Raw genomic sequence first — 26,315 nt, 5'->3', positions numbered from 1 at the left:
CATCAGCGGGGTTTTTGCAGCGTCTTTTGATCAGCCGCGCAACCAGGAATCTACTGTGGCAGCGCCATACTGTTCTTTCCAGGCTTTCAGGCCGCGGTGGTTGCCGCCTTTGGTTTCGATCAGTTCGCCGGTGTGTGGGTTGTGGTAAACCTTGACCACACGTGCGCGGCGCTGTTTTGGTGCGGCGGCAGCAGCGCTGGCTTTGCCAGGGTTAGGATCAAGGATCGAGATGATGTCGCGCAGGCTTTTGCCGTAGTGCTTCATCAGCCCTTGCAGCTTTTCTTCGAATTCGATTTCTTTTTTCAGGCCGGCGTCGTTCTTCAAGGATTCCAGCTGAGCCAGCTGTTCTTGAAGGGCTTTTTCTGCTGCGCGAAATTCGGCGAGTCTGGACAAAATCTGTACTCCAATAGTGTAGTTGGCTGATATCAACTGCAGATAAAGCGTGTAAGCCAGGAGCTTTAAGGTAACTCAAAGAAAGAGGCCTTTCTGCGAGTTCAGCACAGGCAGGAAAAATTGTAGTAGTTAATGCCGCGCGAGTAAATCACGGCGTTACCTAAATAAGATTATTTCATCCAGCGCACTAGATGGCTATTCAATGGCTGCTCAGCGACTTAATGAATTCCTCACAGGGCAACGGCCGGCCGAACAGGTAGCCCTGCAGGAAATCCACACCTTGGGCCGCCAGGTATTCGCATTGCTCTGCTGTTTCCACGCCCTCGGCGACAATACCCAGGTCCAGCTTGCCGCTGAGTTCTATGATGCTGTCCAGAATATGCCGTGAGAGTGCATCGGCGCCAATCATGGCGACAAAACTTTGATCGATTTTCAAGTAGTCGACGTTGAAGTTGCGTAAGTAACCCAGGCTGGAGTGGCCGGTTCCGAAGTCATCAATCGCGATCATCACCCCCAGTTGATGCAGGGCGTCGAACAGGCGGGCGGTGGTGTCGGTAGGCTGAATCAGTTCACGTTCGGTCAACTCCAGTACCAGCGTCACCTGGCCGGGGGCGAACGCAGCGAGAAACTCCCGGCAGTCCTGCACCAGGTCGAGGTCCTGGCAGTGACTGGCGGTGATGTTCACGCCGATATGGAAGCCCGGGGTGAAGCGCCCGGCATGCGGGGCCAGTTGCGCAGCGGTCTGGCGTAGCAACGAGCGGGTCATCGGCACGATCAGGCCAGAATGTTCGGCCAACGGTATAAACAGGTCAGGGCGAACCAAGCCTTCCTTCGGGTGCCGCCAGCGCATCAATACTTCACAGCCGGCCCATTCGCGGGTGTCGCCACGCACCACTGGCTGGAAATACGGAATGAATTCATTGGCCCCCAATGCCCGCTGCAACTCATGGGTCGGCGCGGACGAGCGCTTTTGCAGCCAGTGCGCCAACACGCCCGCCAGCACACCAAAGAACACCAGCAGACTGAACAGCGCCGGGTAGCGCGCCTCCATGTACCGCCAGACCTCACCGACAGGCATGCCGGCATCGACGCTGTACGGGTAACGCTCGGAGTTCAGGTGCTGATGGGCCACTGCAAACTGCGGCATTGCAGTGGTGTGCACCTTGCCGTCAGCGTCCAGCCAGTTGGCTCCCACTTGCAGGATCAGGTGTGCGTAGCGGCTGATCAGGCGCAAGGCGTTGGTCAGGTGATAGCCGTCAACCGAGGCAAACGCGGCTTTATCGCCATCGACCAGGCGGTAAACCAACAACGCGGTATCGGGCGTTACCGGGTTGCCGTTCATCAACCACAGCGTGCCCGCTACGTAATCGTCCGGGTTGACCGGTGACTGGTAGCTGCCGCCGAACAACGAGCTGCAATAGATGTTTTTTTGCCAGGACAAGGTCGTTGCCCGCACAAAGGGGCGCCGCGTGACCTGTTCGCGCAGTGCCAGTTGCGCGCCGTTGTCGCACGGTTGGCCGGCCAGCGGCAGCAATGCCTGGGCGGCGAGGGCGGTGTTGTCGAGCATTAAATCGAATTGGCGCACAGCCTCCAGCGCGGTTTGGGCGGTGCTTTGCTCAAGGGTGCGTTCGGCTTGCCAATGAAGAATCACAACCCCCAATAAAACGGGAACCAGGCCGCAGACACTGCTGATGAGCGCGCGTGCAGTTCGGCTTCGGGGGCCTTTGGCAGTGAGGGGCATAGAGGCAGCCAATAACAGAATAAAAAGACGGGTGTGTGCCGATGATAGTTGGCATTGCGCAGTGCCGCTCACTTGTTTGGCGCGAATTGACCTAGCCGTTCGGTCAGTTGTTGCGATTGTCTCAACTTGGCAAGATAAACATCGTTGCAAAAAGTAAGAGACTTCGGAGCACCGACCCTTCCAGCCTCTCTCTCAGCCGTTTCAGCCCACTTCTGGCGGGACGGTCGACCCTCGTCTTTCAATTGTTGAAATTCGTTTCGTAACCCGTTAACGCTACTTGATAAGGAATTACCTGCAATGAACAACATCCGATTGGCCGCTGCTTTCCTGGCTGCTACCGGCGTCGCCGCGCTGCCTGCTTTTGCCGCAGACGGTACCATCAGCCTGACCGGTGAAATCACCGGCACCACCTGCAGTATCAGTGGCGGGGCAGGCTCCGCGCCTGGCGCCAGCCCGAACTTCGCCGTTGTGCTCAACAAGGTCCAGGCCAGCGCGCTCAAGGCAAAAGGCCAGACGGCCGGCACCACCCCATTTGTTGTGCGTGTGGGTGCGTGCCCCAAGGATACGACGGTGGCGGTGTTGTTCGAGAGCAGCAGCCCGGCGATCAACCCGGCTACCGGCAACTTGAAGAATCAAGCGCCGGCCAAACCAGTGCCTGCCAGCCTGGTTGAGGTGCAGATTGTCGACGGCACTACCCAAAAGCCTATGGACCTGCGCCTGGCACTCAATTCGAGCAGCGCAAAAGTCCCCGACAACGGTGAGGTGTCGCTGCCGTTCGCCGCGCAGTACTTCGCCACCGGCGCCGCAACCCCAGGCCCGGTAAGTACGCAGGTGCTGTATTCCGTCACGTTTCCCTGATCAAGGCCCGGAGCCTGGCGGTTCGCCAGGCACTGGACAGCGCCTTGGAGGACCGCCCCATGCTTGCCCGACTCATGTTCGCAATTGCCTTGCTGCTCGCCATTTCGATGGTTAGCGGATGGCCATCCGTTGCCCATGCCGGTGTAGTGATCGATGGCACGCGGCACATTTACCCGCAACAGCGTCGCGAAATCACCTTGCGCCTGACCAACGACGACGAACGGGCTCCGCGCCTGGTCCAGGTATGGCTGGATCAGGGTGACCCGGCGTCAGACCCTTCTAACAGCGAGGTGCCTTTCAGCCTTTCGCCGCCGGTGTTTCGCCTGAACCCGCAGAAAAGCCAGGCCGTGCGCCTGGTCTACACCCAAGAGCCACTGCCGGCTGATCGGGAATCGTTGTTTTGGCTGAATGCGCTGGAGATCCCGCCCAAGGTCAACACCGAGGCCGATGCAGAGGTTGGCCCGGCGAATCACCTGCAATTCGCCTTTCGTATCCGTACCAAAGTGTTTTTTCGCCCCGCCGATCTGCCTGGCAGCCCGAACGAAGCGCACACGCAATTACGCTGGTCCTTGCGCCGCAGTACCCAGGGGACGCTGCTGGACGTGCACAACCCATCGGCCTATCACGTGACATTCAACGAGGTGGCGTTGGCCATGGGCCCGCAGCAAGACGCGCCGCTGCTGCCGGCGGAAGAGGGCATGGTGCCGCCAGGCGGCAACCTGACCCTGAGGGTGCACAAGGCCGTGCGGCCCATCCCTGCGGATGCCCGGGTGCATTTCAAATACATCAATGACTACGGCACGTTTTCCGCGCCGCAGCGTGCTCCTCTGAAGTTCTGACTATGCCTGCCTTGTTGCCATTCACGTTTTGCCAAGGCGCTGCCTGGCTGTTTTCCCACCCTCGGCTGGTGCTGTTGTTCGGCCTGCTGAGCACGCTTGTGTTATCGGCCGAGGCTGCCCCGTTGTTGTTTGACCTGGAGGCCTTTACCAGCGGTGTGTCCAGCCCGGCGGATCTCTCACGCTTCAATACCAGCAATGTGTTGACGCCAGGGGTTTATCGCGTTGACGTGATACTCAACGGCCAATCGCTGGGCCGTCGCCCGATCACCTTCGTAAACCTGGACAAACAGGACGCTGCGCAACCCTGTGTGAGCGCGCAACAACTGGCCGAACTCGGAGTAGTACTGCGCAAGTTCGAGGCAGGCGCCGAGGGGGATTGTCGCGATTTCGCCGCATGGATGCCCATGGCCAGCAGCCATGTCGATGTCGAGTCCCTGACCCTGGATGTCAGCATCCCGCAGGTCTACATCAATGGCTCCGCACGCGACTACATTGACCCCGCCCAATGGGACGCGGGCGTTGATGCCGCACTGCTCAATTACACCTACAGCGCCGCTGCGGTGACATCAGGTGCGGGTGAAGACCGCAGTTATCTTGGCCTCGACGGCGGGGTCAACCTGGGTGACTGGCGGTTGCGCCACCAGGGCGGGCAAGCCTGGGCTTCGCGAAGCAGCCACTTGCCTTATCAAGCCACGGCCACCTACTTGCAACGCGCCGTTTCAGCCTGGCAGTCGCAACTGACCGTAGGTGACAGTTTCAGCAGCGGTCAGATCCTTGATGGCGTGCGCGTGCGTGGCGTTACGCTGGCCACGGATAACCGTATGCTTGCGCCGTCGCAACAAGGCTATGCGCCTCAGGTGCGCGGCGTTGCCGACAGCAATGCCACGGTGACGGTGCGCCAGAACGGCTACACCCTTTACGAAACCACTGTGGCGCCTGGGCCTTTTGTGATCGATGATCTCTACCCCACGGGCTACGGAGGCGACCTCGACGTCAGTGTCACCGAGGTAGACGGGCGACGCAGCACCTTTGTCGTGCCTTATTCGGTGGCCCCGCAACTGTTGCGTTACCGCGCCACACACTACAGCGCAACGGTGGGCCGGGTGCAGCAGCATGGTGTGAGTGATGCCAACGCTTCAGTGTTTCAAGGCACGCTGCAACATGGGCTAGTCGATAACCTCACCGTTTATGGCGGCGCCACGCTTTCCCAGGGCTATAGCCAAGGCAAGGCGGGCCTGGCGATGAGTACGCCTGTTGGTGCATTCGCCTTGGACACTACCCACTCGCGCACACAGGTGCAGGGGCAAGCCCTGGCCCGCGGACAAAGCCTTGGCCTGGCCTACAACAAGAATGTGCCGTTTTCGGGAACGCATTTTGCGCTCGGCGCCTATCGCTTCTCGACCGATGGCTACCTGAACCTGCCGGACGCATTGAATGTGCGCGACCTGGGCCGTCACGGCGGGAACCTGGACAGCTATGCCCGGCAAAAGAGCCGCCTGGACCTGACGATCAGCCAGCAGCTGGGGGAGGGCACCCTGAGTTTGTATGGCAGCTCTACTGACTACTGGGCCGGGCAGCAAGGGCGCCAGACGTCGTTCACCGCCAGTTATGGGGCCAGTTGGAAGTCGCTGAGTTGGAACGTCTCGGCGCAGCGTTCGAGAGTCAGCGAGCTGTATCGGGCGAGCGACCGCGAACGCGGTGAGGATATTTTCTTCGGCCGCTCAACGCGAACCGAACGCGTTGAGAATCACTGGGTGCTGAGCCTCTCCATGCCATTGGGCGAGGGCACGCGCGCACCGACCCTGAGCAGTTCACTGTCGCGGGATGCAGGTGAGTCGCGCGGCAGTCAGCAACAAGTCGGCATCAATGGTTTGTTGGGGGATACGGCGCACACCCATTACGGGTTGGTCGGCAGTCGCGGCACCGGCGATCACGGCGGCTCAAGCTTCAACGCTTACGCGGGCTATCGCAGTAACGCAGCCAACCTGCGCGGCGGTTATGGCCAGCGCCAGGGCAATGCGCAAGTGTCCATGAGCGTCGACGGCGGCCTGATCGCCCACAGCGGTGGCGTCACCCTCGCGCAAAACCTCGGTGAAGCTTCGGCGCTGGTGTATGCGCCGGATGCCCAGGGAGCGCAGCTCGGCGGTTCCGGGGCGCGTATCGACAAGCAGGGTTACGGGGTCATGCCTTCTTTGCGGGCGTACCAGCCCAACGCCGTGGACATCGACCCGCAAGGCATGCCCATGGACGTGGAATTAAAGGAGTCGAACCGTTCCGTGGTACCGACCCTGGGCGCAATATCGCTGGTCAAATTCGAGACCGTCAGCGGCCGGGCGGTAGTGATCAAAGCCACCCACCCGAACGGCAGACCCCTGCCGTTCGCAGCCCAGGTATTTGACGAGCAGGGCAACGAAGTCGGGGTGGTTGGCCAGGCGGGCAAGGCTTTTGTACGCGGGGTTGCCGACCACGGCAGGCTGACCGTGCAGTGGGCTGAGGCGGCGGGCGAGCGGTGTTTCATTCGTTACCATCTACCTGCCCGTGAACCCGGTCGCCGCCAGGAAAATACAGATCAATTGGTCAGCCAGTGTCGCTATGAGGAGAACACCTGATGAGTCACACGATGAACGGTGCTCAACGCTTCACGATCAGGTTTTCCGGCGTCGTCGCACTGCTGAGCGGCTGGGCTTTCGCAATGCCTGCCCAAGCGCACTTTGGTAATGCTGGCGATTGTTCGCCCCAGGCAAACCTGAATGTCTCGATTGCGCCCATCACCTTGCAGGGCCACGTACAGATCGGGCAGGCCCTGGGCGCGGCAAACGGCTACGACTTCGATAGTGGCAATGGCTATGTAATGCGCTGTCAATACAAGGATTGGCCTATCGAACAACCCGTGACAGCGAACATAAGCATAGTCAATTCGCCGGCTACGGGGATCACGTTCAGTGCGTCCGGCCTCTCGATGCCGGTCTACGCCACCAACCTGCCCGGAGTGGGATTCGCGGTGATGGCCAGGGACCCCGGCCAGCCTTTTCACCCACTCCATCACGGCACCACGGCGTTATTAACCGTCAAACACAACAGGCCCAATGGGTGGGGGCTCCAGGGGCGGATCTACCTGGTGGCCACCGGTCCTGTCTCGGCCGGCACGATCACTGCGCGAACGTTTGCCAACTACACGCTGACCAATGTCACGACCTCAGGCCCGGGCTACGCTTCGGTAAGCCTGAGCAACGCGGTCATAGCGCCGCCGCTGCGGCCTACCTGCCATGTTTCGACACCTTCGGTTGTCATGCCGATGGGGCCTGTGGCCAGCCGTGATTTCACGGGCGTAGGCAGCTACGCCGCAAGCGTGAGCCATAACATCAGGCTGGACTGTGCCGGGGGAACCGGTGGTAGCCTGGATATCTGGGTCACGGTGACCGACCAGACTAACCCCGCAAATCGCGGCAATCAGTTGTCGCTGACGCGTACTTCGACAGCCAAGGGTGTGGCAATACAGCTGTTGAGTGGCCCCTCAGTGCTCAACTATGGCGCCGACTCTTCAGCCGTCGACAACCTGAACCAATGGCGGGTGACAAGTACGAGCAACGGCACTATCACGATCCCTTTGACTGCTCGTTATGTGCAAACCGAAAAAATGATCCGACCCGGTACGGCCAACGGGTTGGCTTCGTTCACCATGAGTTATCGGTGAGTGCCGGTGTGTTGCAGCCCTTGCGCGAGTGTGAGGAACGCAAGGGCAGCAGGTGAGGCCTGGCGCCGGTCCAACACCGCCAGGCCGATCCGGCGCGGCACCGGCGGTGATAATGGCCGTGCCACATAACGACTGTCGACACGTTCGGGCAACGATGCCTGCGCCACGATGCTCAACCCGTCGCCACGGCTGACGGCTTCCAGCGTACTGAGCAATTGGGCACAGCGATACCGCACGTTGGGCCGCAAACGCGCGTCGCTGAACAAGCGCATCACCAGCTCTGATGAGCCGGCTTCGGTGAGAATGAACGGATCGTCACACAGAGCTTGCAAAGGTACTGATGTGCTGGCAACCAGCGCATGGGTGGCCGGCAACAACACGACAAGCTGATCCTCGAACAACGCCACGGTGTCGAAACGCTCACTGTCTGTTGGCGTGTCGGCGAGCACCACAAAACCCACGTCGACACGCCGCTCGTCCAGCCACTGGATGACTTGCCGGTCTGGCCCCTCGTCCACATGCACTTCAATGCCCGGGTAGGCCTGCCGAAAATGGCTGAGGATTGTCGGCAACAAGCGCACCGACGCAGTGGGGCCGAAGGAGCCGATGCGCAAGGTGCCGCGCTTCATGCCACGGGCGTCGGCGGCTTCCTGCTGTAACGTCGCGGCCAGGCCGAGCATGGCACGGGCGCGCCCGAGTAATTGCGCGCCGATATCGCTCAGCTCCACCAACGTCTGGTGGCGCCGAAACAATTCCACGCCCAGCTCCTGCTCCAAGGCCTTGACCGCATGGGACACCGCCGACTGGCTGATACCCAGGCGGTGCGCCGCACTGGTGAAACCTTGCAGCTCGGCCACCAGTGAAAAAATTTCCAGTTGGGTCAAGGTCATGAGTAAAGGCTCATTTTACGATTACTGAACATTAGTCGAAGAATATGCCAACCCTGCCACCTGTCGAGCAACTGCTAATGCATCATTCATCTGATCGCCTCACCTACCTGAAGCTCGCCGCTGTGACCATGATCTGGGGTGGCACCTTTGTCGCCGGGCGCTACCTGGCCCATCAAGTAGACCCGCTGCTGGCCGCCAGCCTGCGGTTTATCCTGGCCAGCCTGGCGCTGCTGCTGTTTATGCTGTGTGCACGCATCCCGCTGGCGCGGCCACGTCCCCGGCAACTGCTACGTCTGGCAGTGCTGGGTTTTTTCGGGATCTTTTTCTACAACCTGTGTTTTTTCTACGGCCTGCAGTACATCAATGCCTCGCGCGCTTCATTGATCGTGGCGTTGAATCCGGCCGTGATCGGCCTGGCTTCCTGGTGGTTGTTCAAAGAGCGCCTCGGCGCTGCCAAGGTGCTGGGCATGGCGTTGTGCCTGGCTGGCGCTGCGGCGGTGATCGTCAGTCGTAACCCGCAACTGCTGCAAGGTGCATCGAGTACCTGGCAGGGCGACGTGCTGGTGTTTGGCTGTGTGCTGGGGTGGGGGATTTACTCGTTGTTTTCCCGCGCGTTGAATCAAAGCCTGGGGCCATTGCAAACCGTCACGTGGTCAGTATTGCTCGGCACCCTGATGCTGACACTGGCCACCGCGCTCACCGGACGCTTCACCGTACAAGGGGTCGTCAGCCTGCACTGGTCGCAGGTTGTGAGCCTGTTGTATTTGGGTGTGCTCGGCTCCGCGCTGGCGTACATCGGCTATTACGATGGCATCCGGCGTATCGGCGCGACCCGCGCGGGCGTGTTCATCGCGCTTAACCCGCTGACGGCGGTGATCTGCGGCGCGCTGCTGCTCGGCGAACAACTGACGTTACCCATGGCGCTGGGTGGCGCGGTGATCCTGTTGGGCATCTATCTGTGCAACAAACCCCTTGCGCAGCCCAGGGCAATAGGGATTTGATGAGAGTGCGGACAAATACTGTTACGCTGTGTAGAATCGATTTACGCATACAAGAATATGGACTTGCGCTCACGCAAGCCTCGGCCGTCAGAGACTGATGTAATCATGAAGCTACTCGGCTCCCCCCTGATCTTTGGTGACTTCCTCGCCCGCAGCGTGCGGGGCCTCTCGTGCGCGCCACCCTGCAACCTCATCCTTGCCTGTAATTGACTGCTTGCTACTTACAAGAATGATGAGGTGCCGAAATGGCCGACCAATACGAAAACCCGATGGGCCTGATGGGCTTTGAATTTATTGAATTCGCATCGCCGACTCCAGGCACCCTGGAGCCGATCTTCGAGATCATGGGCTTCACCAAAGTCGCGACCCACCGCTCCAAGAATGTGCACCTGTATCGCCAGGGCGAGATCAATCTGATCCTCAACAACCAGCCCGACAGCCTGGCGTCGTACTTTGCCGCCGAACACGGCCCGTCGGTGTGTGGCATGGCGTTCCGCGTCAAAGACTCGCAGCAAGCCTACAACCGCGCGCTGGAACTGGGCGCCCAGCCGATTCATATCGAAACCGGCCCGATGGAACTCAACCTGCCAGCCATTAAAGGCATTGGCGGTGCGCCGCTGTACCTGATCGACCGTTTCGGTGAAGGCAGCTCGATTTATGACATCGACTTCGTGTACCTCGAAGGTGTCGACCGCAATCCGGTAGGAGCAGGCCTCAAGGTCATCGACCACCTGACCCACAATGTGTATCGCGGCCGCATGGTCTACTGGGCCAACTTCTACGAGAAACTGTTCAACTTCCGTGAAGCACGCTACTTCGATATCAAGGGTGAATACACCGGCCTCACGTCCAAGGCCATGAGCGCCCCGGACGGCATGATCCGCATCCCGTTGAACGAGGAATCGTCCAAAGGCGCCGGCCAGATCGAAGAGTTCCTGATGCAGTTCAACGGCGAGGGCATCCAGCACGTGGCGTTCCTCACCGAAGACCTGGTCAAGACCTGGGATGCGCTGAAGAAGATCGGCATGCGCTTCATGACTGCGCCGCCGGACACCTACTACGAAATGCTCGAAGGCCGCCTGCCAAACCACGGCGAGCCGGTGGACCAACTGCAGGCGCGCGGTATTCTGCTGGACGGCTCCTCGATCGAGGGCGACAAACGTCTGCTGCTACAGATTTTCTCGGAAACCCTGATGGGGCCGGTGTTCTTCGAATTCATCCAGCGCAAAGGCGACGATGGGTTTGGCGAGGGCAACTTCAAGGCACTGTTCGAGTCGATCGAGCGTGACCAGGTGCGTCGTGGTGTACTGACCACCGACTAAGCACAAAAAAGCCCGGCCGAGGTTAACCCCCGGCCGGGCTTTTTATTGCCTGCGCATCAGGCTTTGCGCTGACGCAGCAGATGCTTGAAACCTTCATACACCAGCACCATCACCGCCAGCCAGATCGGGATATACGTCAGCCACTGGCCGCCCTTGATGCCTTCGCCCAGCAACAAGGCCACGAACAGTAGCAACACAGGCTCCACATAGCTGAGCAAGCCGAACAGGCTGAAGGCCAATAAGCGGCTGGCGATGATGTAGCTCACCAGCGCCGAGGCACTGATCAAGCCCAGCATTGGAATCAACGCATAGAGCTTGGGGTGCAGCTCGAGCACGGCAAAACCTTGTTCGCCATGCTGCACAAACCACCAGGCCACCGGCAGCATCAGCGCCATGTCCAGCCACAAGCCGCCCAGGTGATCGGTGCTCAGGTATTTGCGTACCACGAAGTAGATCGGGTACCCAATGATTACCACCAGCGTGGCCCAGGAAAAACCACCGGCCTGGTACAACTCATTAAGCACCCCGAGCGCGGCAAAAAATACCGCGATCTGCTGCAAGCGCGACAAGCGTTCGCCGTAGACCAGGCGCCCGGTCAGCACCATGGTCAGTGGCAGCAGGAAATACCCCACCGACACATCCAGGCTGCGCCCGTTCAACGGTGCCCACATAAACAGCCATAACTGTACGCCCAGCAGGGCGGACGACAGCACCACGCCGCCGATCAGCCGCGGCCTGGCCGCCAGCATTCGCAGCAACTCCCACACGCGCCGCCATTCACCGCTGACGATCATGAACACCGTCATGCACGGCACGGTCAGCAGCATGCGCCAACCAAAAATCTCCAGGCCGCTCAAGGGCGTGAGCAGCGAGGTGAAGTAATACATCACGGCAAACAACACCGAGGCCAAGACCGATAAAACAACACCTTTAGACACACTGTCCTCGCGAAAGCTGATTTTTACAGAAGAAGGGGAACTTAGGTGGGGAATATAGGGTTCGTGACACTCTTTGTCACGCCGATTACAACATTTTAATGGAACACCTTCCTACCCCCGTGCCACACAAGTATGACTTTTCGCGGCTAGCATGACTGCGCTTGGTTTTGCATGGAAAGTTTTGCATGGCTTATTAATGCTCTGCAAAAAACATCAACTAATGGAAATAAGTTAGTAAGTGCGACTTTGGTGGGCGTCATCATTGCGTGATGATAACCATGGCTCTGGCAAGGAGTGGTTCAGAGGGTTGCAGACTAAGACATTAGATAATGAGGTCCACCCTATGCATGGCATTTCCCCCTATTATGGCTCTTCACCTGCTACCTTCAACGGCTTGCCCGGTATTATAGGCAGGTTCGGCGAAAGCGTTGCGTTTCCGAAAGGTGACACACCGTCATGGAAAAAACTTGAAACCTATAAGACTTTTTTCGAGTCGGTCGCCATAGATAACAACAGCGGCGTACTCACGGCGGACGGTAAGGAATTACTGGACGCGGTTGCCTCTCCAGATACTTCTAAACAACCTCGCGTCAGTGCTTATTGCTTCAACGTGGGTCCTTATCCGGCCAGGGACAGTTTTATTGTCAAACGCGAACCGATCGTGCAGGGCGCCGTGAATTTTGTATTGTGGATGCCGGAGAAGGACTTTAAATCAAGTTATGAGTTTAACAGTTATCAGGCAATCGACGATTTTCTGAAAAGTTTACCGAAAAAGACTGACGCCTTTAACGCGTTTCTTGCCCATTTTGTCGACAAGACAGCGACTTCCCCTGTCAGAACAGCAGTACAGGCGCGTGCATCCGCAACGCAAGGCAGCGCACCCAATATGCTGATAGGACCAGGCCAGCAGATCGTAGGGAATGTGTTTGAGCACTTGGATCGAACCAGTGAAAACCCTACGACAATCAGGTTTGTCAACGGGCTTGTCAATCAGCAATTGGAATCGGTCGATCACGGCAGGCCGACCTTTAGCGGCGTGCGGCCCAATGGAGAGAAAGTGGTCTATCGGTACGACTTTCACGGCAACTTGCTGGGTTCGGGTGACAAGGGGAATTTTTACTTCCTTAAAAATGGCGCCCATAGTCAATTGCCACTGGTTCCCATCACATTGCCACAACTGCGAGAACTCGTCTTCAGGGGTAATGGTGATCTGAACTCTGTGGTCAACGCCTTCGCCAATTTTCTAGAAAGTCCATTTTCCGGGGTCTCAACGCTCCTGCAAGCGCTTGGAGTCGACAAAGCAACTGCCGATACCGTCGAACGCGGCCTGGATAACCCCGTCAATGCCGTGTTGCTTTTCTTGAATAAGAACAACGATATCGGCAGAGTATTCGGTCTGCCAAAAAGTGAAATGAACGCGATACTTACCAACTTTGCGACTGCCGCTCAGGGGTTTGTGCCTGGCTATGGTACTTACAGATCTGTCGCCGCCGTGCTGGCGAAGATATTAAAACAACAACCTGTGACACAAGAAGAGGCCAGAGAAGCCGCCCATGGGTTAGGTGTAAAAGCGGATATAAAACTATAACTCGGCAACCAACAAACCCGCCCACACTGGCGACGGTGGGCGGGGTATGACTACCGACTAATACGCCCTGACACAAAATGGCTCACGTCATTAAACCCCGGCGTAGACGAATGCCCTGGCGTCACCAGCGAGTCAATAAACGCCTCATCTTCTGCCGTGATCTTCACCGCCAGCGCCCCGGTATACGCATCCCACTGCGCCTCGGTACGCGGCCCGACAATCGCCGAACTGACCGCGGAGTTGTTCAGCACCCAGGCAATTGCAAACTCGATCATTCCCACACTCCGTCCTTGGGTGTATTGCTGAATCTGCTGGGCAATGCGCAATGCCCCCACCCGCCATTCGGTTTCCAGGATACGCTTGTCCTGGCGCGCCGCACGGCTGCCGGCTTCGGGCGTCACGTCGGGGGCGTATTTGCCACTGAGTACGCCACGGGCCAGTGGGCTATAAGGCACCACACCCAAGCCATAGGCGGCTGCAGCGGTAAGTTGCTCGACCTCGGCCTGGCGGTTGACGATGTTGTACAGCGGCTGGCTGATGATCGGCTGGTCGACCCCCAAACGCTCGGCCACGCGAATCACTTCGGCGATACGCCAACCACGGTAGTTGGACAGGCCCCAATAGCGGATCTTGCCTTGGCGGATCAGGTCGCCAATCGCCGACACGGTGACTTCCAGCGGCGTGTCGTGGTCCTCGCGGTGCAGGTAATAAATGTCCAGGTAGTCGGTGTCCAGGCGCTTCAGGCTGGCTTCCAGTGCATTGAACATGCGCTTGCGGCTCAAGCCGCTGCGGTTGGGCAGGCCGTCCACCGGGCCAAAGCCGACTTTGGTGGCCAGCACCCAATCCGAACGGTGGCGGGCAATGGCCTCGCCGACGATTTCCTCGGAGCGCCCACCGGTGTAGACGTCGGCCGTGTCAATGAAATTGATGCCCTGGTCCCAGGCCTTGTCGATGATGCGCAGCGAGTCTTCCGTGTTGGTCTGCTCGCCAAACATCATGGTGCCCAGGGTTAGTGCGCTGACCTTCAACCCGGACTGGCCCAATGTGCGGTAAATCATGCAAAGCTCCTCATGGCAGGGAAACGTTACCCATGCAATACCAGACTCGGCGGCTCTGGAACAAGCCCTGCGCGCGTTTCTTCATACACTCAGCAAGGTCTGGCAGCGCTGCTGTAAAAAACCATGCAGCACTTTCACCCGTTCCGACACTTGCAGGCGATGTGGGCACATCAGGTTGAACGGCGTGGGCTCGCCTTGCCAGTCGGGCAGCAGCGGCACCAACCGCCCAGCCTTGATATCGCCGGCAATATCCAGGTTGGCCTTATAGGCGATGCCGTGGCCTGCCAGCGCCCAGCGCCGCACGATTTCACCGTCATCGCTCAGGTAATCACCCGACACCTCGACCTCCTGCAGCAAGGCGCCTTGGCGAAAGTACCAGGTGCTATTTGCCTGCCCACGGCGCATGTAGCGCAATGTACTGTGCTGCGTCAGGTCGGCTGGCGTGCGCGGTGTGCCATGGCGCGCCAGGTAGTCAGGGCTGGCGCAGGGGATACGATGGTGGCCGGGTACCACGGGCAGCGCCACCAGGCTGGAATCCCTCGGCACACCAAAGCGCAGGGCAATGTCGACGGTGTCGCGGAACAGATCCGCGTTACTGTCGTTGAGCAGTAGCTGCAGGCGGATCGTCGGGTGCGCAAGCTTGAACTCATCCAGCCAGCCGAGCAGTACATTGCGGCCGAAGTCCGAAGGTGCTGCCAGTTGCAATAACCCACTCAAGCTCTGGCCTTGTTGCTTGATCGCCTGCTCGCCTTCGGCCAGCGCTTCGAGGGCTACGCGCACGCTGTCGAGGTAGCGCCGGCCTTCTTCGGTCAGGCGCATGCTACGCGTCGAGCGGGCGAGCAAGCGGATGCCCAGCCGGGTTTCCAGGCGCTTGAGCGCAATACTTGCCGCCGCCGGGGTGAGGTTGAGGCTGCGCGCCGCCGCCGACAGGCTGCCGGTGTCGGCGGTGCGCACGAACACTTCAAGGTCCAGGGTCGAGCTCATTTGTAAAAATCCTTTAAAGATCTTGTCGTTTTACCGGGATTTTTCGCCGATTGCCAAGCTGAGAAGATCAACGCTCACTTTTTTAGCCAGGTAGTAACCCCATGACATCTTCCCTCAGCGGTAAAACCGTTATCGTGATCGGCGGCAGCAGCGGCATCGGTGCCGCCGTGGCCAAGGCCGCCAGCGCCCGTGGCGCACACGTGGTGCTGGCCGGGCGGCGTTTGACCTCGGGTGTCGAAAACGCTGTGCGCAGCGAACCGGTCGACGTCACCGACAGCGCCTCCTTGCAGCGTTTGTTCGAGACGGTCGGGCGTTTTGACCACTTGGTGTTTACCTCCGGCCCGTCAGTGCGGGCAAAACCGCTGGTCGAGACCGATCTGGACGAGGCCCAGGACAATTTCAGCGTGAAACTCTGGGGCGCATTGCGCGCGATTCAGCAAGCGCTGCCATTTTTGGCAGAGCACGGCAGCATCAGCCTGACCTCGGGCCAACTGGGCCGTAAGTTGATGGCGGGGCAGTTCATCAAGACGGGTATCAATGCTGCGACTGAAGCGCTGGGCAAGCAGCTCGCAAAAGAGTTGGCACCACGGCGCGTCAATGTGATCAGCCCAGGTGTGATCGACACGCCGGCATATGCGGGGTTGGCAGACGAGCAACGCCTGGCGATGTTCGCCAAGGCCGGCACCGCGTTGCCAGTGGGGCGAGTCGGGCAGGCGGATGAAGTGGCGGCGGGTTATGTGCTGGCCATGGAAAATGGCTTTGTCACCGGCGCGGTAATTGATATCGACGGCGGAGGCCTGCTGTAAACACTGAGCAAAAGTGTAGGGCTGGTTCGCAAAGGGCGCAGGCAGTGCAAAAAGGTATGGCGGCACAGGCCGCCATGCCAGCCTAGCCGCAAGTCAACGCGTTGAGGCTCGGGTTTCCAGGGAGAACCTGAACGTCGCGCCATGCCCAGGGCGCTCCACCAGTTCGATACTGCGCCCATGCAGTTGCAGAATGCGGTGCACGATGCGCAAGCCCAGGCCGCCATCGCGGCGCGCGCCGCCGATGGTGAAGGCGCGCAGGAACAAGCCTTCGCGCAATTGGGCATCGATTCCGGGGCCGCTGTCGCTGACCATGACTGCTACGGCACCGGCCTCGGGCGCCAGGATCACCTCGACTTCTCCATTCACCGGCGTATGGCGCAACGCGTTGTCCAGCAGGTTGGTGAGCACCCGTTCGATCAGGCCCAGGTCGGCCATCACCGTCGGCACCTGGGGCGGCAGGGTGGCGATGAGGGTGATGGCACGGGCTTCAGCGGTCAGTTCGAATTTCTGAAAGATATCTTGCACCAGGTCCGGCAGCGAGAAGCCTTCTATCACCGGCTGCACAAAACCGTGCTCCAGGCGCACCAGTTCCAGCAGGGACTGGGCCAGGCCGCCGACTTTACGGCTCTGGTCCAGCGCAATGCCCAGGTAGCGCCGGCGTTCTTCGGGGCTCAGGCTCGCATCCTTGAGCGACAGGGTTTCCAGGTAGCCATGCAACGACGCCAATGGCGTGCGCAGGTCGTGGGAAATATTGGCGACCATCTCCCGACGTTCCTGGTCTTGATGGGTGATGGCGCGCCATTGCTCGCCCAAACGGTTTTCCATCTGCACGAAGGCGTGGTCGAGCACGGCGATTTCATCGCCGCTGTTGAGTTCGGGAACAGCCGTTTCGGCGGCTTTCGGCGCGCCGTTAATGTCGAACTGGCCGACCTTGTCGGTCAGTTGGCGCAGTGGCCGGGTGATCCAGGCAAAGGCGATCAGGCCCGCCATCAGGCAGAGCAGGGCGACCAGGCCGATGGACCACAGGGCGATCTTCAAGGCCATGCCGGTGGCGTCCTTGGCGTCGTACACATCATGGGCTTCGCCCAGCAGCACCACATACAGAAAGCCGGTTTGCTGGCCGTTGGCCTTGAGCGGCGCAGCACTGAATACTTTGCGCCCGTCGACGCTGCGCGGGTCATCGCCAAGGATCGGCAGCATGGCCCCGCTGAGAAAGCGCCGAACCGGCGCGAGGTCCACATGGTCACGCAGCAAATGCCCGCTGGGTGCGGCGTTACCCACCACACGGCCGTCAATATCGAGCAGGTACACCTCGACACTCGGGTTAACCAGCATCAGTTGGTTGAACAGATTGCGCACGGCATCCGGCTTGAGGCCGTCGGCGTCCATCAGTTGGGTATCGCGGGCAATGTGCGCCGCCAAGTCACGGGACAGGCCTTGCACCACTTCCAGTTCATGCATGTGGTTGGAACGCACCTGCAGCCAGGCCGACGTGCCGCTGCAGATCACCAGCAACACGGCAAACACCACCGACAGGCGTTGGGTCAGGGTCAACTTCATGCGGCGCTCTCGGCGAATTTGTAGCCACGGCCCCACACCGTGAGGATGCGCGCCGGGTTGGCCGGGTCGACCTCGACCTTGGCGCGTAGCCGGTTGATATGGGTGTTCACGGTGTGCTCGTAGCCCTCGTGGCTGTAGCCCCACACGGCGTTGAGCAGGTCCATGCGCGAGAAGACTTTACCCGGCTGACGGGCAAAGAAGTACAGCAGGTCAAATTCGCGCGGCGTGAGGTCCAGGCGCTGGCCTTGCAGGGTGGCGTCACGGGTCAGCGGGTTGATGAACAACGCGCCCAGCTCAAGGCTGCCGGCGTCCATCTTCAGGTTGCGCGCCATCGCGTCCACCCGGCGCAACAGTGCCTTGACCCGAGCCACCAACTCCGGCATCGAGAACGGCTTGGCCAAATAGTCGTCAGCACCCAACTCCAGGCCGAGGATGCGGTGCAGTTCACTTGAGCGCGCGCTGGTGATGATGATCGGTGTGTAGCGCGCCATGGCGCGGGCACGGCGGCAGATCTCCAGGCCGTCGACGCCGGGCAGCATCAGGTCGAGGATCAGTGCATCCCAGCCACCTTGTTCGAGCAGGCCCAGGCCTTCGGTGCCATCGGCGCTGTGCACCACCTCGAACTGCTCGTCGCGCAGGTGCAGGCAGATCAAGTCGGCAATATGGGCATCGTCCTCGACCACCAGGACGCGTTTGGGCTGATCCATATAAGAAAACCTTCGCTTGTAGTCCGCGCATTGTGCGGCTTTTGCCACAGTGTAGTTATCACGAATTGTTTAACTCTGCGTGAGGATTTCGCGACCGGCCAAGGCTCAGGATGGCGACATTGTTGCTGCGGATGGGTTTTATGTGGCGAGCGGGCTTGCCCCGCGTTGGGCTGCGTAGCGGCCCCAAAAAAGCGGGAGCGCTGCGCACTCCAACGCGGGGCAAGCCCGCTCGCCACAACAAGCACGCTCGCCATGAATGCCTATGGGTTGAGGAGAATCGTATGTACTCACGTCGACAAATGCTGCTGGCCGGTGGTGGCCTGGGTGTCGCCGTCCTGGCCGGTGGCCTGCTGAAACAGCTCAGCATGGTCACCGAAGTCGAAGCGGCCGAGGCCTTTGAGGTCAACCACACCGAAGCCCAGTGGCGCAGCCTGCTGACGGCTGAGCAATTTGACGTGCTGCGCGAGGAGGGCACCGAACGCCCCTACAGCAGCACACTCAATGATGAACACCGTGCTGGCACCTTTGCCTGTGCCGGTTGCGCATTGCCGCTGTTCTCCTCGACCACCAAGTTTGACAGCCACACCGGCTGGCCAAGCTTCTGGCAGCCGCTGGACAACGCGGTCGCCAGCCACGTCGACACTTCGTATGGCGTGGTACGCAAGGAAATTCATTGTCGCCGTTGCGGTGGCCACCAAGGGCACGTTTTTGACGATGGCCCGGCGCCCACAGGCCTGCGCTACTGCATGAATGGCGTCGCCATGACGTTCACGGCGGCTTAAGCCGATGTCCATTTTTAATTCGTATAAGGGTCGATTCCATGTGGCTGCTGGTTCTCGCGTATCTGGGCGGCGTGCTGACAATTGTCAGCCCGTGCATCCTGCCTGTTCTGCCTTTTGTCTTCGCTCGCACCGGGCAGCCGTTTATGCGCAGTGGCTTGCCGCTGTTAGCGGGGATGGCGGTGACGTTCGCCCTGGTGGCCTCACTGGCTGCGGTGGGCGGCGGCTGGGTGGTGCAAGTCAATCAATACGGGCGTTGGCTCGCGTTGCTGTGCGTTGCCCTGTTCGGGCTCACGCTGTTGCTGCCGAAACTCTCGGAGCGACTGACGCGGCCATTGGTGGCCGCCGGCAGTCGTTTGTCGGAGGCCGCCGGGGCCGATGCCAAACCGCGTCCGGGCGCGTCGTTCCTGATCGGCGTGGCCACCGGTTTGCTCTGGGCGCCTTGCGCCGGGCCAATCCTGGGGCTGGTGCTGACCGGCGCCGCGCTGCAAGGGGCCAGCATCGGCACTACCTTGCTCTTGCTGGCCTACGCCGCCGGGGCTGCCACCTCCCTGGCCTTGGCCTTGCTGGTCGGCGGTAAAGTCTTTGGCTTGATGAAAAAATCCCTGGGCGCCGGCGAATGGCTGCGCCGTGGCCTGGGTGCGCTGATGCTGGCCGGTGTGGCCGCCATCGCCTTGGGCCTGGACACGGGCGTGTTGTCGCGCTTGTCGACCGCCTCTACCGGTGGCCTTGAACAAAGCCTGGTCGACACACTGAGCGCCAAACCTGCACAGAAGAGCGGGGCGATGATGGCCGGTGGCGCCATGATGGCGGCGGCCAACCACAGCGACACACTGCCTATCGAAGGCACGCTGCCGCCGCTGGAGGGCGCGGTGCAATGGCTCAACAGCCCGCCGCTGACCGCCGAAGCACTCAAGGGCAAAGTGGTGCTGGTGGATTTCTGGACCTACTCCTGCATCAACTGCCTGCGCACCTTGCCTTACGTCAAAGCCTGGGCCGAGAAATACAAAGACCAGGGCTTGGTAGTGATCGGCGTACACGCCCCGGAGTTTGCCTTTGAACGCGACGTGAACAACGTCACCAAGGCCATGAAAGACCTGGGCATCACCTACCCGGTGGCGATCGACAACAACTACAAGATCTGGCGCGCCTTCAACAACCAATACTGGCCGGCGCATTACTTTGCCGATGCCAAGGGCCAGATTCGTTATCACCACTTCGGTGAAGGCGACTACGCCGAGTCGGAGCGGGTGATTCAGCAACTGCTGCGTGAGGCCGGCGCGACCAACGTCGCCGGTGGTTTGATCGAGGCCGATGCCAAGGGTGTGCAGCAAGCGCCGGACATGAACGAGGTGCAATCGCCGGAAACCTACCTGGGCTTCCAGCGTGCGGAAAACTTTGTCACCACCGGCGCGTTGGGCACCGACAAAGTGGTGAATTACCCGGCGGCCGGCCACCTGGCCCTGAACAACTGGACCCTGGAAGGCCAATGGAATGTCGGCGGCCAACAAGCCACCCTCGACCAGGCCGGTGGGCGTGTGGTTTACCGCTTTCATGCCCGTGACCTGCACCTGGTGCTGGGGCCTGGCGCCGATGGCAAGCCGGTGCGCTTCAAGGTGACGATTGATGGCCAGGCGCCTGGCGATGCTCATGGTACTGACGTGGCGCCGGATGGCAGCGGTACGGTGACCGAGCAGCGCCTTTACCAACTGGTGCGTCAGAGCGGCGCCGTGCAGGACCGCACCTTCAGCATCGAATTTCTCGACCCGCATGTGTCGGCGTATGCCTTCACTTTCGGTTGAAGTGAAAACCTGATCCATGTGGGAGCTGGCTTGTCGGGTCGCCGCATCGCTGCGATAGCGGTGTACCTGCCGACGATGATGTTGGATCTGCCGGTGCCATCGCAGGCAAGCCAGCTCCCACACTTGACCGCGTACTGGAGTGAGTTCTATGAAGCTTCTCAAGATTTTACCCGCACTGGCATTCGCCGCTTTCGTCGGCCAAAGCTCGGCGTTCTCCTTCGGTGGCGGCGAAGAGGCCGTGATGATCGCGCCGCCGGCCATGGACCTGCCGGCCGAGCCCGGCAACCTGCAAACCGCGGTGTTCGCCGGGGGTTGCTTCTGGGGTGTCCAAGGCGTGTTCCAGCATGTGCGAGGCGTGAAAAACGCCGTATCCGGCTATGACGGCGGCGCTGCAAACACGGCCCAGTACGAGTCGGTCAGCGACGGCGATACCGGCCACGCCGAATCGGTGTCGGTGACTTACGACCCGAGCAAAGTCAGCTACGGCAAGCTGTTGCAGATCTACTTCTCGGTGGCCCACAACCCCACTGAACTGAACCGCCAGGGCCCGGACAGCGGCACCCAGTACCGTTCGGAAATCTTTGCGCAAAATGCCGAGCAGCAAAAAGTCGCACAGGCCTATATCGCCCAGTTGGGCGCCGCCAAAGCGTTCGACAAGCCGATCGTGACCAAGGTCGAGATGGGCAAGACGTTCTACCCGGCGGAGTCCTATCACCAGGATTTTCTGACCGAGAACCCGTCTTACCCGTACATTGTGATCAATGATTTGCCCAAGGTGGCGCAGCTCAAGAAACTGTTCCCCGACCAATACCGTGCCGAGCCGGTGTTAGTCAAAAACCAATAACCACCCGGACTGATCGTTCCCACGCTCTGCGTGGGAATGCAGCCCAGGACGCTCCGCGTCCCAAGACGTGACGCAGAGCGTCACAAGAGGCATTCCCACGCGGAGCGTGGGAACGATCGTCTTCAGGATTTGGCCTTGGCCAGGTACGGCGCCAGCCGGCGGCCCATTTCCTCACCCAGCGCCTGCAACCCACTCAACGGGCGCACCATCACTTCAAACTCGACGATCTGCCCCTGTTCATTGAAGCGAATCATATCGATACCCTTGAGCTGTTTTTCACCCACGCGCGCGCTGAACTCCAGCACCACGTTAAGCCCATCGGCACTCGCCAGTTCACGGTGATAGGCGAAGTCTTCGAACACCTTGATCACCGTGTTGAGGATCATCGACACCACCGGCGCGCCGGGGTAGGGCGTGTGGGCCATGGGCGAGCGGAACACCGCGTCAGGTGCGAGCAGTTCGGGCAGGGCGTTGAGGTCGCGTGCGGCCAGCATGGCGTGCCAGCGTTGCAGGCTGTGGGCGGCGGCGGGGTTCAGGTGGAGTTCGGACATGGGCTGTACCTGTTCTTATGTTGGGAAGGTCGTTCACCTGCCCAACATAAGAGCGGCACTCAAGCAGGGTCAATCACCCGAATTGACAGATAAGTAACCCGAATGCACTCACACCACTTCCAGGTACGAGCTGTGAATCGCCCGCGCCAGTTCGCGCACCGTGTCAATAAAGTCCGTGAGCCGGCTGTGCAAGCCGTCCTCCAGGATTTCATCGATGCCGGTATAACGCAGCCGCGCTTCGAACTCGGCCGCCAGGCGTTGAGCCTCGCGCCCGTAACTGCCGGGCAGGTCGGCGAGGATATGGCTCAACTCCTCGATGCACGCGTGCAGTGAGCGCGGTACATCACTGCGCAACAGCAGCAACTCCGAGACCGAGCGCGCATTCAGCGCATTCGGGTACAGCTCGGTGTAAGCCTCAAATGACGACAACGCACGGAGCAGGGCGCTCCACTGGTAATAGCCGCGTGCCGAAAGGTCGCTGACCTCTTCGGATTCTTCGCCGAACATTTCATAACGCGCGTCCAGCAGACGCAACGTGTTGTCCGCACGCTCGACAAAGGTGCCCAGGCGAATAAACCGGTAGGCGTCATTGCGCATGATGGTGCCGGAGGTGGCCCCGCGAAACAGGTGCGAGCGCTGTTTGACCCAGTCACAAAAGTGGCTGATGCCATGGCGCGCCAGGCCGCCGGCGGCGATGCTGCGCATTTCCAGCCAGGTGGCGTTGAGGTTTTCCCACATGTCGGCGGTAATGCGCCCGCGTACGGCGTGGGCATTGCCACGGGCGGCGCGCAGACAGTTGTAGATGCTGGCCGGGTTTTCTTCGTCGAGGGCGAAGAAGTGCAGCATGCGTTCGGCGTCCAGTTGTTTATGACGTTCGAGGTAGCTGTCCAGTGTGCCGCTGCTGAGCAGCGACATGGCCAACTCATCCAGCCCGTCACTGCGCCCGGCCTGGGGCATCAACGACAGCGAATAACTGACTTCCAGCATGCGCGCCAGGTTCTCGGCACGTTCCAGGTAACGGGACATCCAGTACAGATCTGCGGCGGTTCTACTCAACATACTCAGCCCTCCACCACCCAGGTGTCCTTGGTTCCGCCGCCTTGCGACGAGTTGACGATCAACGAGCCTTCCTTCAACGCTACACGGGTCAGCCCGCCAGGCACCAGTCGGGTTTCCTTGCCCGAGAGCACAAACGGGCGCAGGTCGATGTGCCGTGGCGCGATGCCGTTTTCGACGAAGGTGGGGCAGGTGGACAGGCTCAGCGTCGGCTGGGCGATGTAGGCGTGAGGGCGCGCCTTGATGCGTTGGCGGAAGTCCTCGATTTCGGCAGCCGTTGAAGCCGGGCCAACCAGCATGCCGTAGCCGCCGGAGCCTTGGGTTTCCTTGACCACCAGTTCCGGCAAATGCGCCAGCACATGGGACAGTTCATCCGGTTTGCGGCACTGGAAGGTCGGTACGTTTTGCAGCACCGGCTCTTCGTCCAGATAGAAGCGGATCATTTCCGGCACGTAAGGGTAGATGGATTTGTCATCGGCCACGCCGGTGCCGATGGCGTTGGCCAGCACCACATTGCCGGCGCAGTAAGCGGCGACCAGGCCGGGCACGCCAAGCATGGAGTCCGGGTTGAAGGCATGGGGGTCAAGGAATGCGTCGTCGATACGCCGGTAGATCACGTCCACTGGTTTAGGACCGTCGGTGGTGCGCATGAACACTTTCAGGTCGTGCACGAACAGATCGGCGCCTTCCACCAGCTCCACGCCCATTTCCCGGGCCAGGAACGCATGCTCGAAGAACGCGCTGTTAAAACGCCCCGGCGTCAGCACCACCACATTGGGGTTGTCGAGCCGGCTCGAGCTTTTCAGGGTCTTGAGCAGCAGGTTGGGGTAGTGGTCCACCGGCGCGATGCGCTGCTTGGCGAACACTTCCGGGAACAGGCGCATCATCATCTTGCGGTCTTCGAGCATGTAGCTCACGCCGCTGGGGGTGCGCAGGTTGTCTTCAAGCACGTAGTAGGTGCCGTCGCCGTCGCGTACCAGGTCCACGCCGGAAATATGTGAGTAGATGTCACGGTGCAGGTCCAGCCCGACCATCGCCTTTTGATAACCCTCGTTGCCCAGCACCTGGTCCGCCGGGATGATCCCGGCCTTGATGATGCGCTGGTCGTGATAGATATCGGCAAGGAACATGTTCAACGCATTGACGCGCTGGATGCAGCCGCGTTCGATCATGGCCCATTCACTGGCGGGGATGCTGCGCGGGATGATATCGAAGGGGATCAAGCGCTCGGTGTCTTGTTCGTCGCCGTAGAGGGTGAAGGTGATCCCGGCGCGGTGGAAGAGCAAATCGGCTTCGCGACGCCGTTGGGCCAACAGTTCCGGCGGCGTATTGGCCAGCCAGCGGGAGAAGTCCTGATAGTGCGCACGGCAGGCGCCGTTTGCGTCATTCATTTCATCAAAGAAAGATCGAGCCATTCCAGTACCTTGTCAGTGCCCAGGGTTGCCTTGGGTGGCACTGCCGCTTAAAAAAACGCATATTTTTATGAGCCTGTGGCTGAGGGTGCCAACGGGCCTGGTCCTTACTTTCTTATGGGGTCGGCTCTGGGTCGGGGGGTAACGAATGCTCCTGTATCCGGGCAGATGAATGCATTAAGCAATGCTTGTGCCGGAACGGTGTTCAAGGCAGTTATTCCCCTGTGGCGAGCGAGCTTTTGTGGCGAGCGAGCTTGCTCGCGCTGGAGTGCGCAGCGCTCCCGCTTTTATTGGGACCGCTACGCAGCCCAACGCGAGCTTGCTCGCTCGCCACAAAAGCGTGGTGCCACTAAACGCCGCTCACTACAAGGGTGCAGCGAATGCGCCAAATTGGTGCATGAACAAACTTGAACTTCATCCAGCCCCGATTCTTCTAACAAGGCTCGTCACCTTGTGGAGCACCGCCGTGCCCAGAATCATCTCTCCCAACACACCGGCAGCCGCCCTGGACGATCACAACGAGCACAATGCCAAGATTTTCGGCTCACCCAAAGACCGCCTCGATTTCTATCGCCGCGAGATCCAGTACGAAACCACCATTCTTGCCAACCGTACCGACGCCTATCTCTCGGCACAGTCGTTCCTGGTGATCGCCTTTGTCTCCGGCATGGGTAACCTGAACCCGGAGTGGGGCAAGTTTTTTACCTTGGTTGTGCCCGCGTTTCTGGCCTTCCTCGGCATTCTGAGCTCATTGAATGCCTGGCCAGGTATTCGCGCCGCCTACGAAATTATCGACCACTGGCACTACAAGCAGAGCGAGCTGCTGCGCAGTGAGCCGGTGATGGGCATGGCCTACGATGATTCGCCGCTGTTCTGCGAGACCGAATCGTCCCACAAGGGCTATCGCAAGTCGCTGCTGTTCTCCATGCGTGCACCGTGGCTGTTTATGGTGTTCTGGGTGCTGCTGGGTGCCTATGCGTTCTATATCCAGGTGGATAACCCGGTCTCTTAAGCAATTTGAACTTCGTGGCGCTGCGCACACCCTTAACTCTACGCAGGCTGCGTTTTACTCAAGAGGTGACCTATGAACACCAGCAACGACCCCCAAACCGGCAACCGTAACGACCCGGCCATCGATGGCGGCGAGCCGGCGCCCGGCACCGCTGCCGATGCGCCAAAAGACCCGAAACCTGCCAGCGACCCCAAAGCCCGGGAAAACGACTACAGTCCAGACTTCAAGCCCACGCGCGAGCCCAAGCCTGAAACCGATGCCGATATCGACACCCAAGGTGGTTAGAGGAGAAGGTCATGTCCCAGGAACTCGATGACGATGAAGAACTCAATGACCCGGGCAATGAAGACCCAGGTTCATTGATGGATGATGCAGAAGTACCGCTCAACGACCTCGATGATGCAGCGGATGTAGGCAACACCGAAAGTCAGGATTGAGCGTTCGCCTTGGCTCGTCGTTCATACCACGCCAGCTTTGGCT

The 26,315-nt window shown here is 60.1% G+C and carries 25 protein-coding genes; 14 read left to right on the top strand and 11 right to left on the bottom strand.

The annotated features are described in order from the left end of the window. Window positions 1-30: 30 nt before the first annotated feature. Entirely contained in the window at window positions 31-393 is a 363-nt protein-coding gene (locus AOA62_RS23020) for a histone-like nucleoid-structuring protein, MvaT/MvaU family (RefSeq protein WP_017135500.1), read from the bottom strand. Window positions 394-592: 199 nt separating this feature from the next. Next, window positions 593-2,134, bottom strand: coding sequence for an EAL domain-containing protein (locus AOA62_RS23015; protein ID WP_017135501.1), 1,542 nt, complete (start codon window positions 2,132-2,134; stop codon window positions 593-595). A 297-nt stretch (window positions 2,135-2,431) separates the two neighbouring features. Between AOA62_RS23015 and AOA62_RS23010 the strand changes: the two genes are divergently transcribed. The 4 genes from AOA62_RS23010 to AOA62_RS22995 are packed head-to-tail and all read left to right on the top strand — an operon-like array spanning window position 2,432 to window position 7,525. Continuing rightward, a complete protein-coding gene (locus AOA62_RS23010) occupies window positions 2,432-2,992 on the top strand; it encodes a fimbrial protein (RefSeq protein ID WP_099549862.1) in 561 nt (186 codons plus the stop codon). A gap of 59 nt (window positions 2,993-3,051) precedes the next feature. Then, window positions 3,052-3,831, top strand: coding sequence for a molecular chaperone (locus AOA62_RS23005; protein ID WP_017135503.1), 780 nt, complete (start codon window positions 3,052-3,054; stop codon window positions 3,829-3,831). Window positions 3,832-3,833: 2 nt separating this feature from the next. After that, window positions 3,834-6,440: a fimbria/pilus outer membrane usher protein gene (locus AOA62_RS23000; RefSeq protein ID WP_099549861.1), complete on the top strand. Its 2,607-nt coding sequence runs from the start codon at window positions 3,834-3,836 to the stop codon at window positions 6,438-6,440. Continuing rightward, window positions 6,440-7,525, top strand: a complete 1,086-nt coding sequence (locus AOA62_RS22995) for a fimbrial protein (protein ID WP_099549860.1) — start codon at window positions 6,440-6,442, stop codon at window positions 7,523-7,525. The genes AOA62_RS23000 and AOA62_RS22995 overlap by 1 nt, the downstream gene beginning before the upstream one ends. On the opposite strand, the gene AOA62_RS22990 is transcribed toward AOA62_RS22995, so the two are convergent. Then, a complete protein-coding gene (locus tag AOA62_RS22990; protein WP_017135506.1) occupies window positions 7,516-8,415 on the bottom strand; it encodes a LysR family transcriptional regulator in 900 nt (299 codons plus the stop codon). The two genes, AOA62_RS22995 and AOA62_RS22990, sit on opposite strands and share 10 nt — an antisense overlap. Window positions 8,416-8,492: 77 nt before the next feature. Here AOA62_RS22990 and AOA62_RS22985 point away from each other — a divergent pair, with 77 nt between their 5' ends. Together AOA62_RS22985 and hppD are read left to right on the top strand one after the other, a co-directional pair. Continuing rightward, on the top strand, window positions 8,493-9,416 hold the full coding sequence (locus AOA62_RS22985) for a DMT family transporter (RefSeq protein WP_099549859.1): 924 nt from the start codon (window positions 8,493-8,495) through the stop codon (window positions 9,414-9,416). 245 nt (window positions 9,417-9,661) lie between these two features. Further along, complete coding sequence (gene hppD, locus AOA62_RS22980; RefSeq protein WP_017135508.1) at window positions 9,662-10,738, top strand: 4-hydroxyphenylpyruvate dioxygenase; 1,077 nt, start codon at window positions 9,662-9,664, stop codon at window positions 10,736-10,738. Between the two features lie 56 nt (window positions 10,739-10,794). On the opposite strand, the gene rarD is transcribed toward hppD, so the two are convergent. Further along, the gene (gene rarD, locus AOA62_RS22975) at window positions 10,795-11,676 is read right to left on the bottom strand and encodes an EamA family transporter RarD (RefSeq protein WP_017135509.1); all 882 of its coding nucleotides are present in this window, start codon (window positions 11,674-11,676) and stop codon (window positions 10,795-10,797) included. Between the two features lie 343 nt (window positions 11,677-12,019). Between rarD and AOA62_RS22970 the strand changes: the two genes are divergently transcribed. Then, a complete protein-coding gene (locus AOA62_RS22970) occupies window positions 12,020-13,264 on the top strand; it encodes a hypothetical protein (RefSeq protein ID WP_099549858.1) in 1,245 nt (414 codons plus the stop codon). Window positions 13,265-13,314: 50 nt separating this feature from the next. Here AOA62_RS22970 and AOA62_RS22965 read toward each other — a convergent pair whose 3' ends face one another. Together AOA62_RS22965 and AOA62_RS22960 are read right to left on the bottom strand one after the other, a co-directional pair. Further along, the gene (locus tag AOA62_RS22965; RefSeq protein ID WP_099549857.1) at window positions 13,315-14,322 is read right to left on the bottom strand and encodes an aldo/keto reductase; all 1,008 of its coding nucleotides are present in this window, start codon (window positions 14,320-14,322) and stop codon (window positions 13,315-13,317) included. 81 nt (window positions 14,323-14,403) lie between these two features. After that, entirely contained in the window at window positions 14,404-15,306 is a 903-nt protein-coding gene (locus tag AOA62_RS22960) for a LysR family transcriptional regulator (protein WP_099549856.1), read from the bottom strand. Window positions 15,307-15,407: 101 nt separating this feature from the next. Here AOA62_RS22960 and AOA62_RS22955 point away from each other — a divergent pair, with 101 nt between their 5' ends. Continuing rightward, the gene (locus AOA62_RS22955; protein ID WP_099549855.1) at window positions 15,408-16,112 is read left to right on the top strand and encodes an SDR family oxidoreductase; all 705 of its coding nucleotides are present in this window, start codon (window positions 15,408-15,410) and stop codon (window positions 16,110-16,112) included. A gap of 93 nt (window positions 16,113-16,205) precedes the next feature. Here the strand turns inward: AOA62_RS22955 and AOA62_RS22950 are convergent, their stop codons facing one another. Further along, entirely contained in the window at window positions 16,206-17,672 is a 1,467-nt protein-coding gene (locus tag AOA62_RS22950) for a HAMP domain-containing sensor histidine kinase (protein ID WP_017135514.1), read from the bottom strand. After that, window positions 17,669-18,379 carry a response regulator transcription factor gene (locus tag AOA62_RS22945; protein ID WP_017135515.1) on the bottom strand — a complete coding sequence of 237 codons (711 nt, stop codon included), beginning with the start codon at window positions 18,377-18,379 and terminating at the stop codon, window positions 17,669-17,671. Before AOA62_RS22945 ends, AOA62_RS22950 begins: the two co-directional genes overlap by 4 nt. A gap of 281 nt (window positions 18,380-18,660) precedes the next feature. Here AOA62_RS22945 and msrB point away from each other — a divergent pair, with 281 nt between their 5' ends. From msrB to msrA, 3 genes are all read left to right on the top strand, one after another. Beyond that, window positions 18,661-19,161: a peptide-methionine (R)-S-oxide reductase MsrB gene (gene msrB / locus AOA62_RS22935; RefSeq protein ID WP_099549853.1), complete on the top strand. Its 501-nt coding sequence runs from the start codon at window positions 18,661-18,663 to the stop codon at window positions 19,159-19,161. A gap of 38 nt (window positions 19,162-19,199) precedes the next feature. Next, window positions 19,200-20,960 (top strand): cytochrome c biogenesis protein DipZ, encoded by a 1,761-nt coding sequence (locus tag AOA62_RS22930; RefSeq protein WP_099549852.1) that lies wholly within the window; start codon window positions 19,200-19,202, stop codon window positions 20,958-20,960. Window positions 20,961-21,108: 148 nt separating this feature from the next. Next, window positions 21,109-21,804, top strand: a complete 696-nt coding sequence (gene msrA, locus AOA62_RS22925) for a peptide-methionine (S)-S-oxide reductase MsrA (protein WP_099549851.1) — start codon at window positions 21,109-21,111, stop codon at window positions 21,802-21,804. A 122-nt stretch (window positions 21,805-21,926) separates the two neighbouring features. On the opposite strand, the gene AOA62_RS22920 is transcribed toward msrA, so the two are convergent. The 3 genes from AOA62_RS22920 to AOA62_RS22910 all read right to left on the bottom strand — a co-directional run bounded on the left by AOA62_RS22920 (window position 21,927) and on the right by AOA62_RS22910 (window position 24,826). Further along, window positions 21,927-22,355, bottom strand: coding sequence for a nuclear transport factor 2 family protein (locus AOA62_RS22920; protein ID WP_099549850.1), 429 nt, complete (start codon window positions 22,353-22,355; stop codon window positions 21,927-21,929). 108 nt (window positions 22,356-22,463) lie between these two features. Beyond that, window positions 22,464-23,414 (bottom strand): alpha-E domain-containing protein, encoded by a 951-nt coding sequence (locus tag AOA62_RS22915; RefSeq protein ID WP_017135519.1) that lies wholly within the window; start codon window positions 23,412-23,414, stop codon window positions 22,464-22,466. A 2-nt stretch (window positions 23,415-23,416) separates the two neighbouring features. After that, window positions 23,417-24,826: a circularly permuted type 2 ATP-grasp protein gene (locus AOA62_RS22910; protein ID WP_017135520.1), complete on the bottom strand. Its 1,410-nt coding sequence runs from the start codon at window positions 24,824-24,826 to the stop codon at window positions 23,417-23,419. A 463-nt stretch (window positions 24,827-25,289) separates the two neighbouring features. Here AOA62_RS22910 and AOA62_RS22900 point away from each other — a divergent pair, with 463 nt between their 5' ends. From AOA62_RS22900 to AOA62_RS32075, 3 genes are all read left to right on the top strand, one after another. Beyond that, window positions 25,290-25,835 carry a hypothetical protein gene (locus AOA62_RS22900; protein WP_026013566.1) on the top strand — a complete coding sequence of 182 codons (546 nt, stop codon included), beginning with the start codon at window positions 25,290-25,292 and terminating at the stop codon, window positions 25,833-25,835. A 72-nt stretch (window positions 25,836-25,907) separates the two neighbouring features. After that, window positions 25,908-26,120 (top strand): hypothetical protein, encoded by a 213-nt coding sequence (locus AOA62_RS22895; RefSeq protein WP_017135522.1) that lies wholly within the window; start codon window positions 25,908-25,910, stop codon window positions 26,118-26,120. An 11-nt stretch (window positions 26,121-26,131) separates the two neighbouring features. Continuing rightward, on the top strand, window positions 26,132-26,272 hold the full coding sequence (locus AOA62_RS32075; RefSeq protein WP_017135523.1) for a hypothetical protein: 141 nt from the start codon (window positions 26,132-26,134) through the stop codon (window positions 26,270-26,272). Window positions 26,273-26,315: the final 43 nt, after the last annotated feature.

It is taken from the genome of Pseudomonas sp. 2995-3 (assembly GCF_002742565.1).
GTDB lineage: Bacteria > Pseudomonadota > Gammaproteobacteria > Pseudomonadales > Pseudomonadaceae > Aquipseudomonas > Aquipseudomonas edaphica.
The sequence above is the reverse complement of the archived record's forward strand: the minus strand, read 5'-3'. Positions and strand labels throughout refer to the sequence as shown.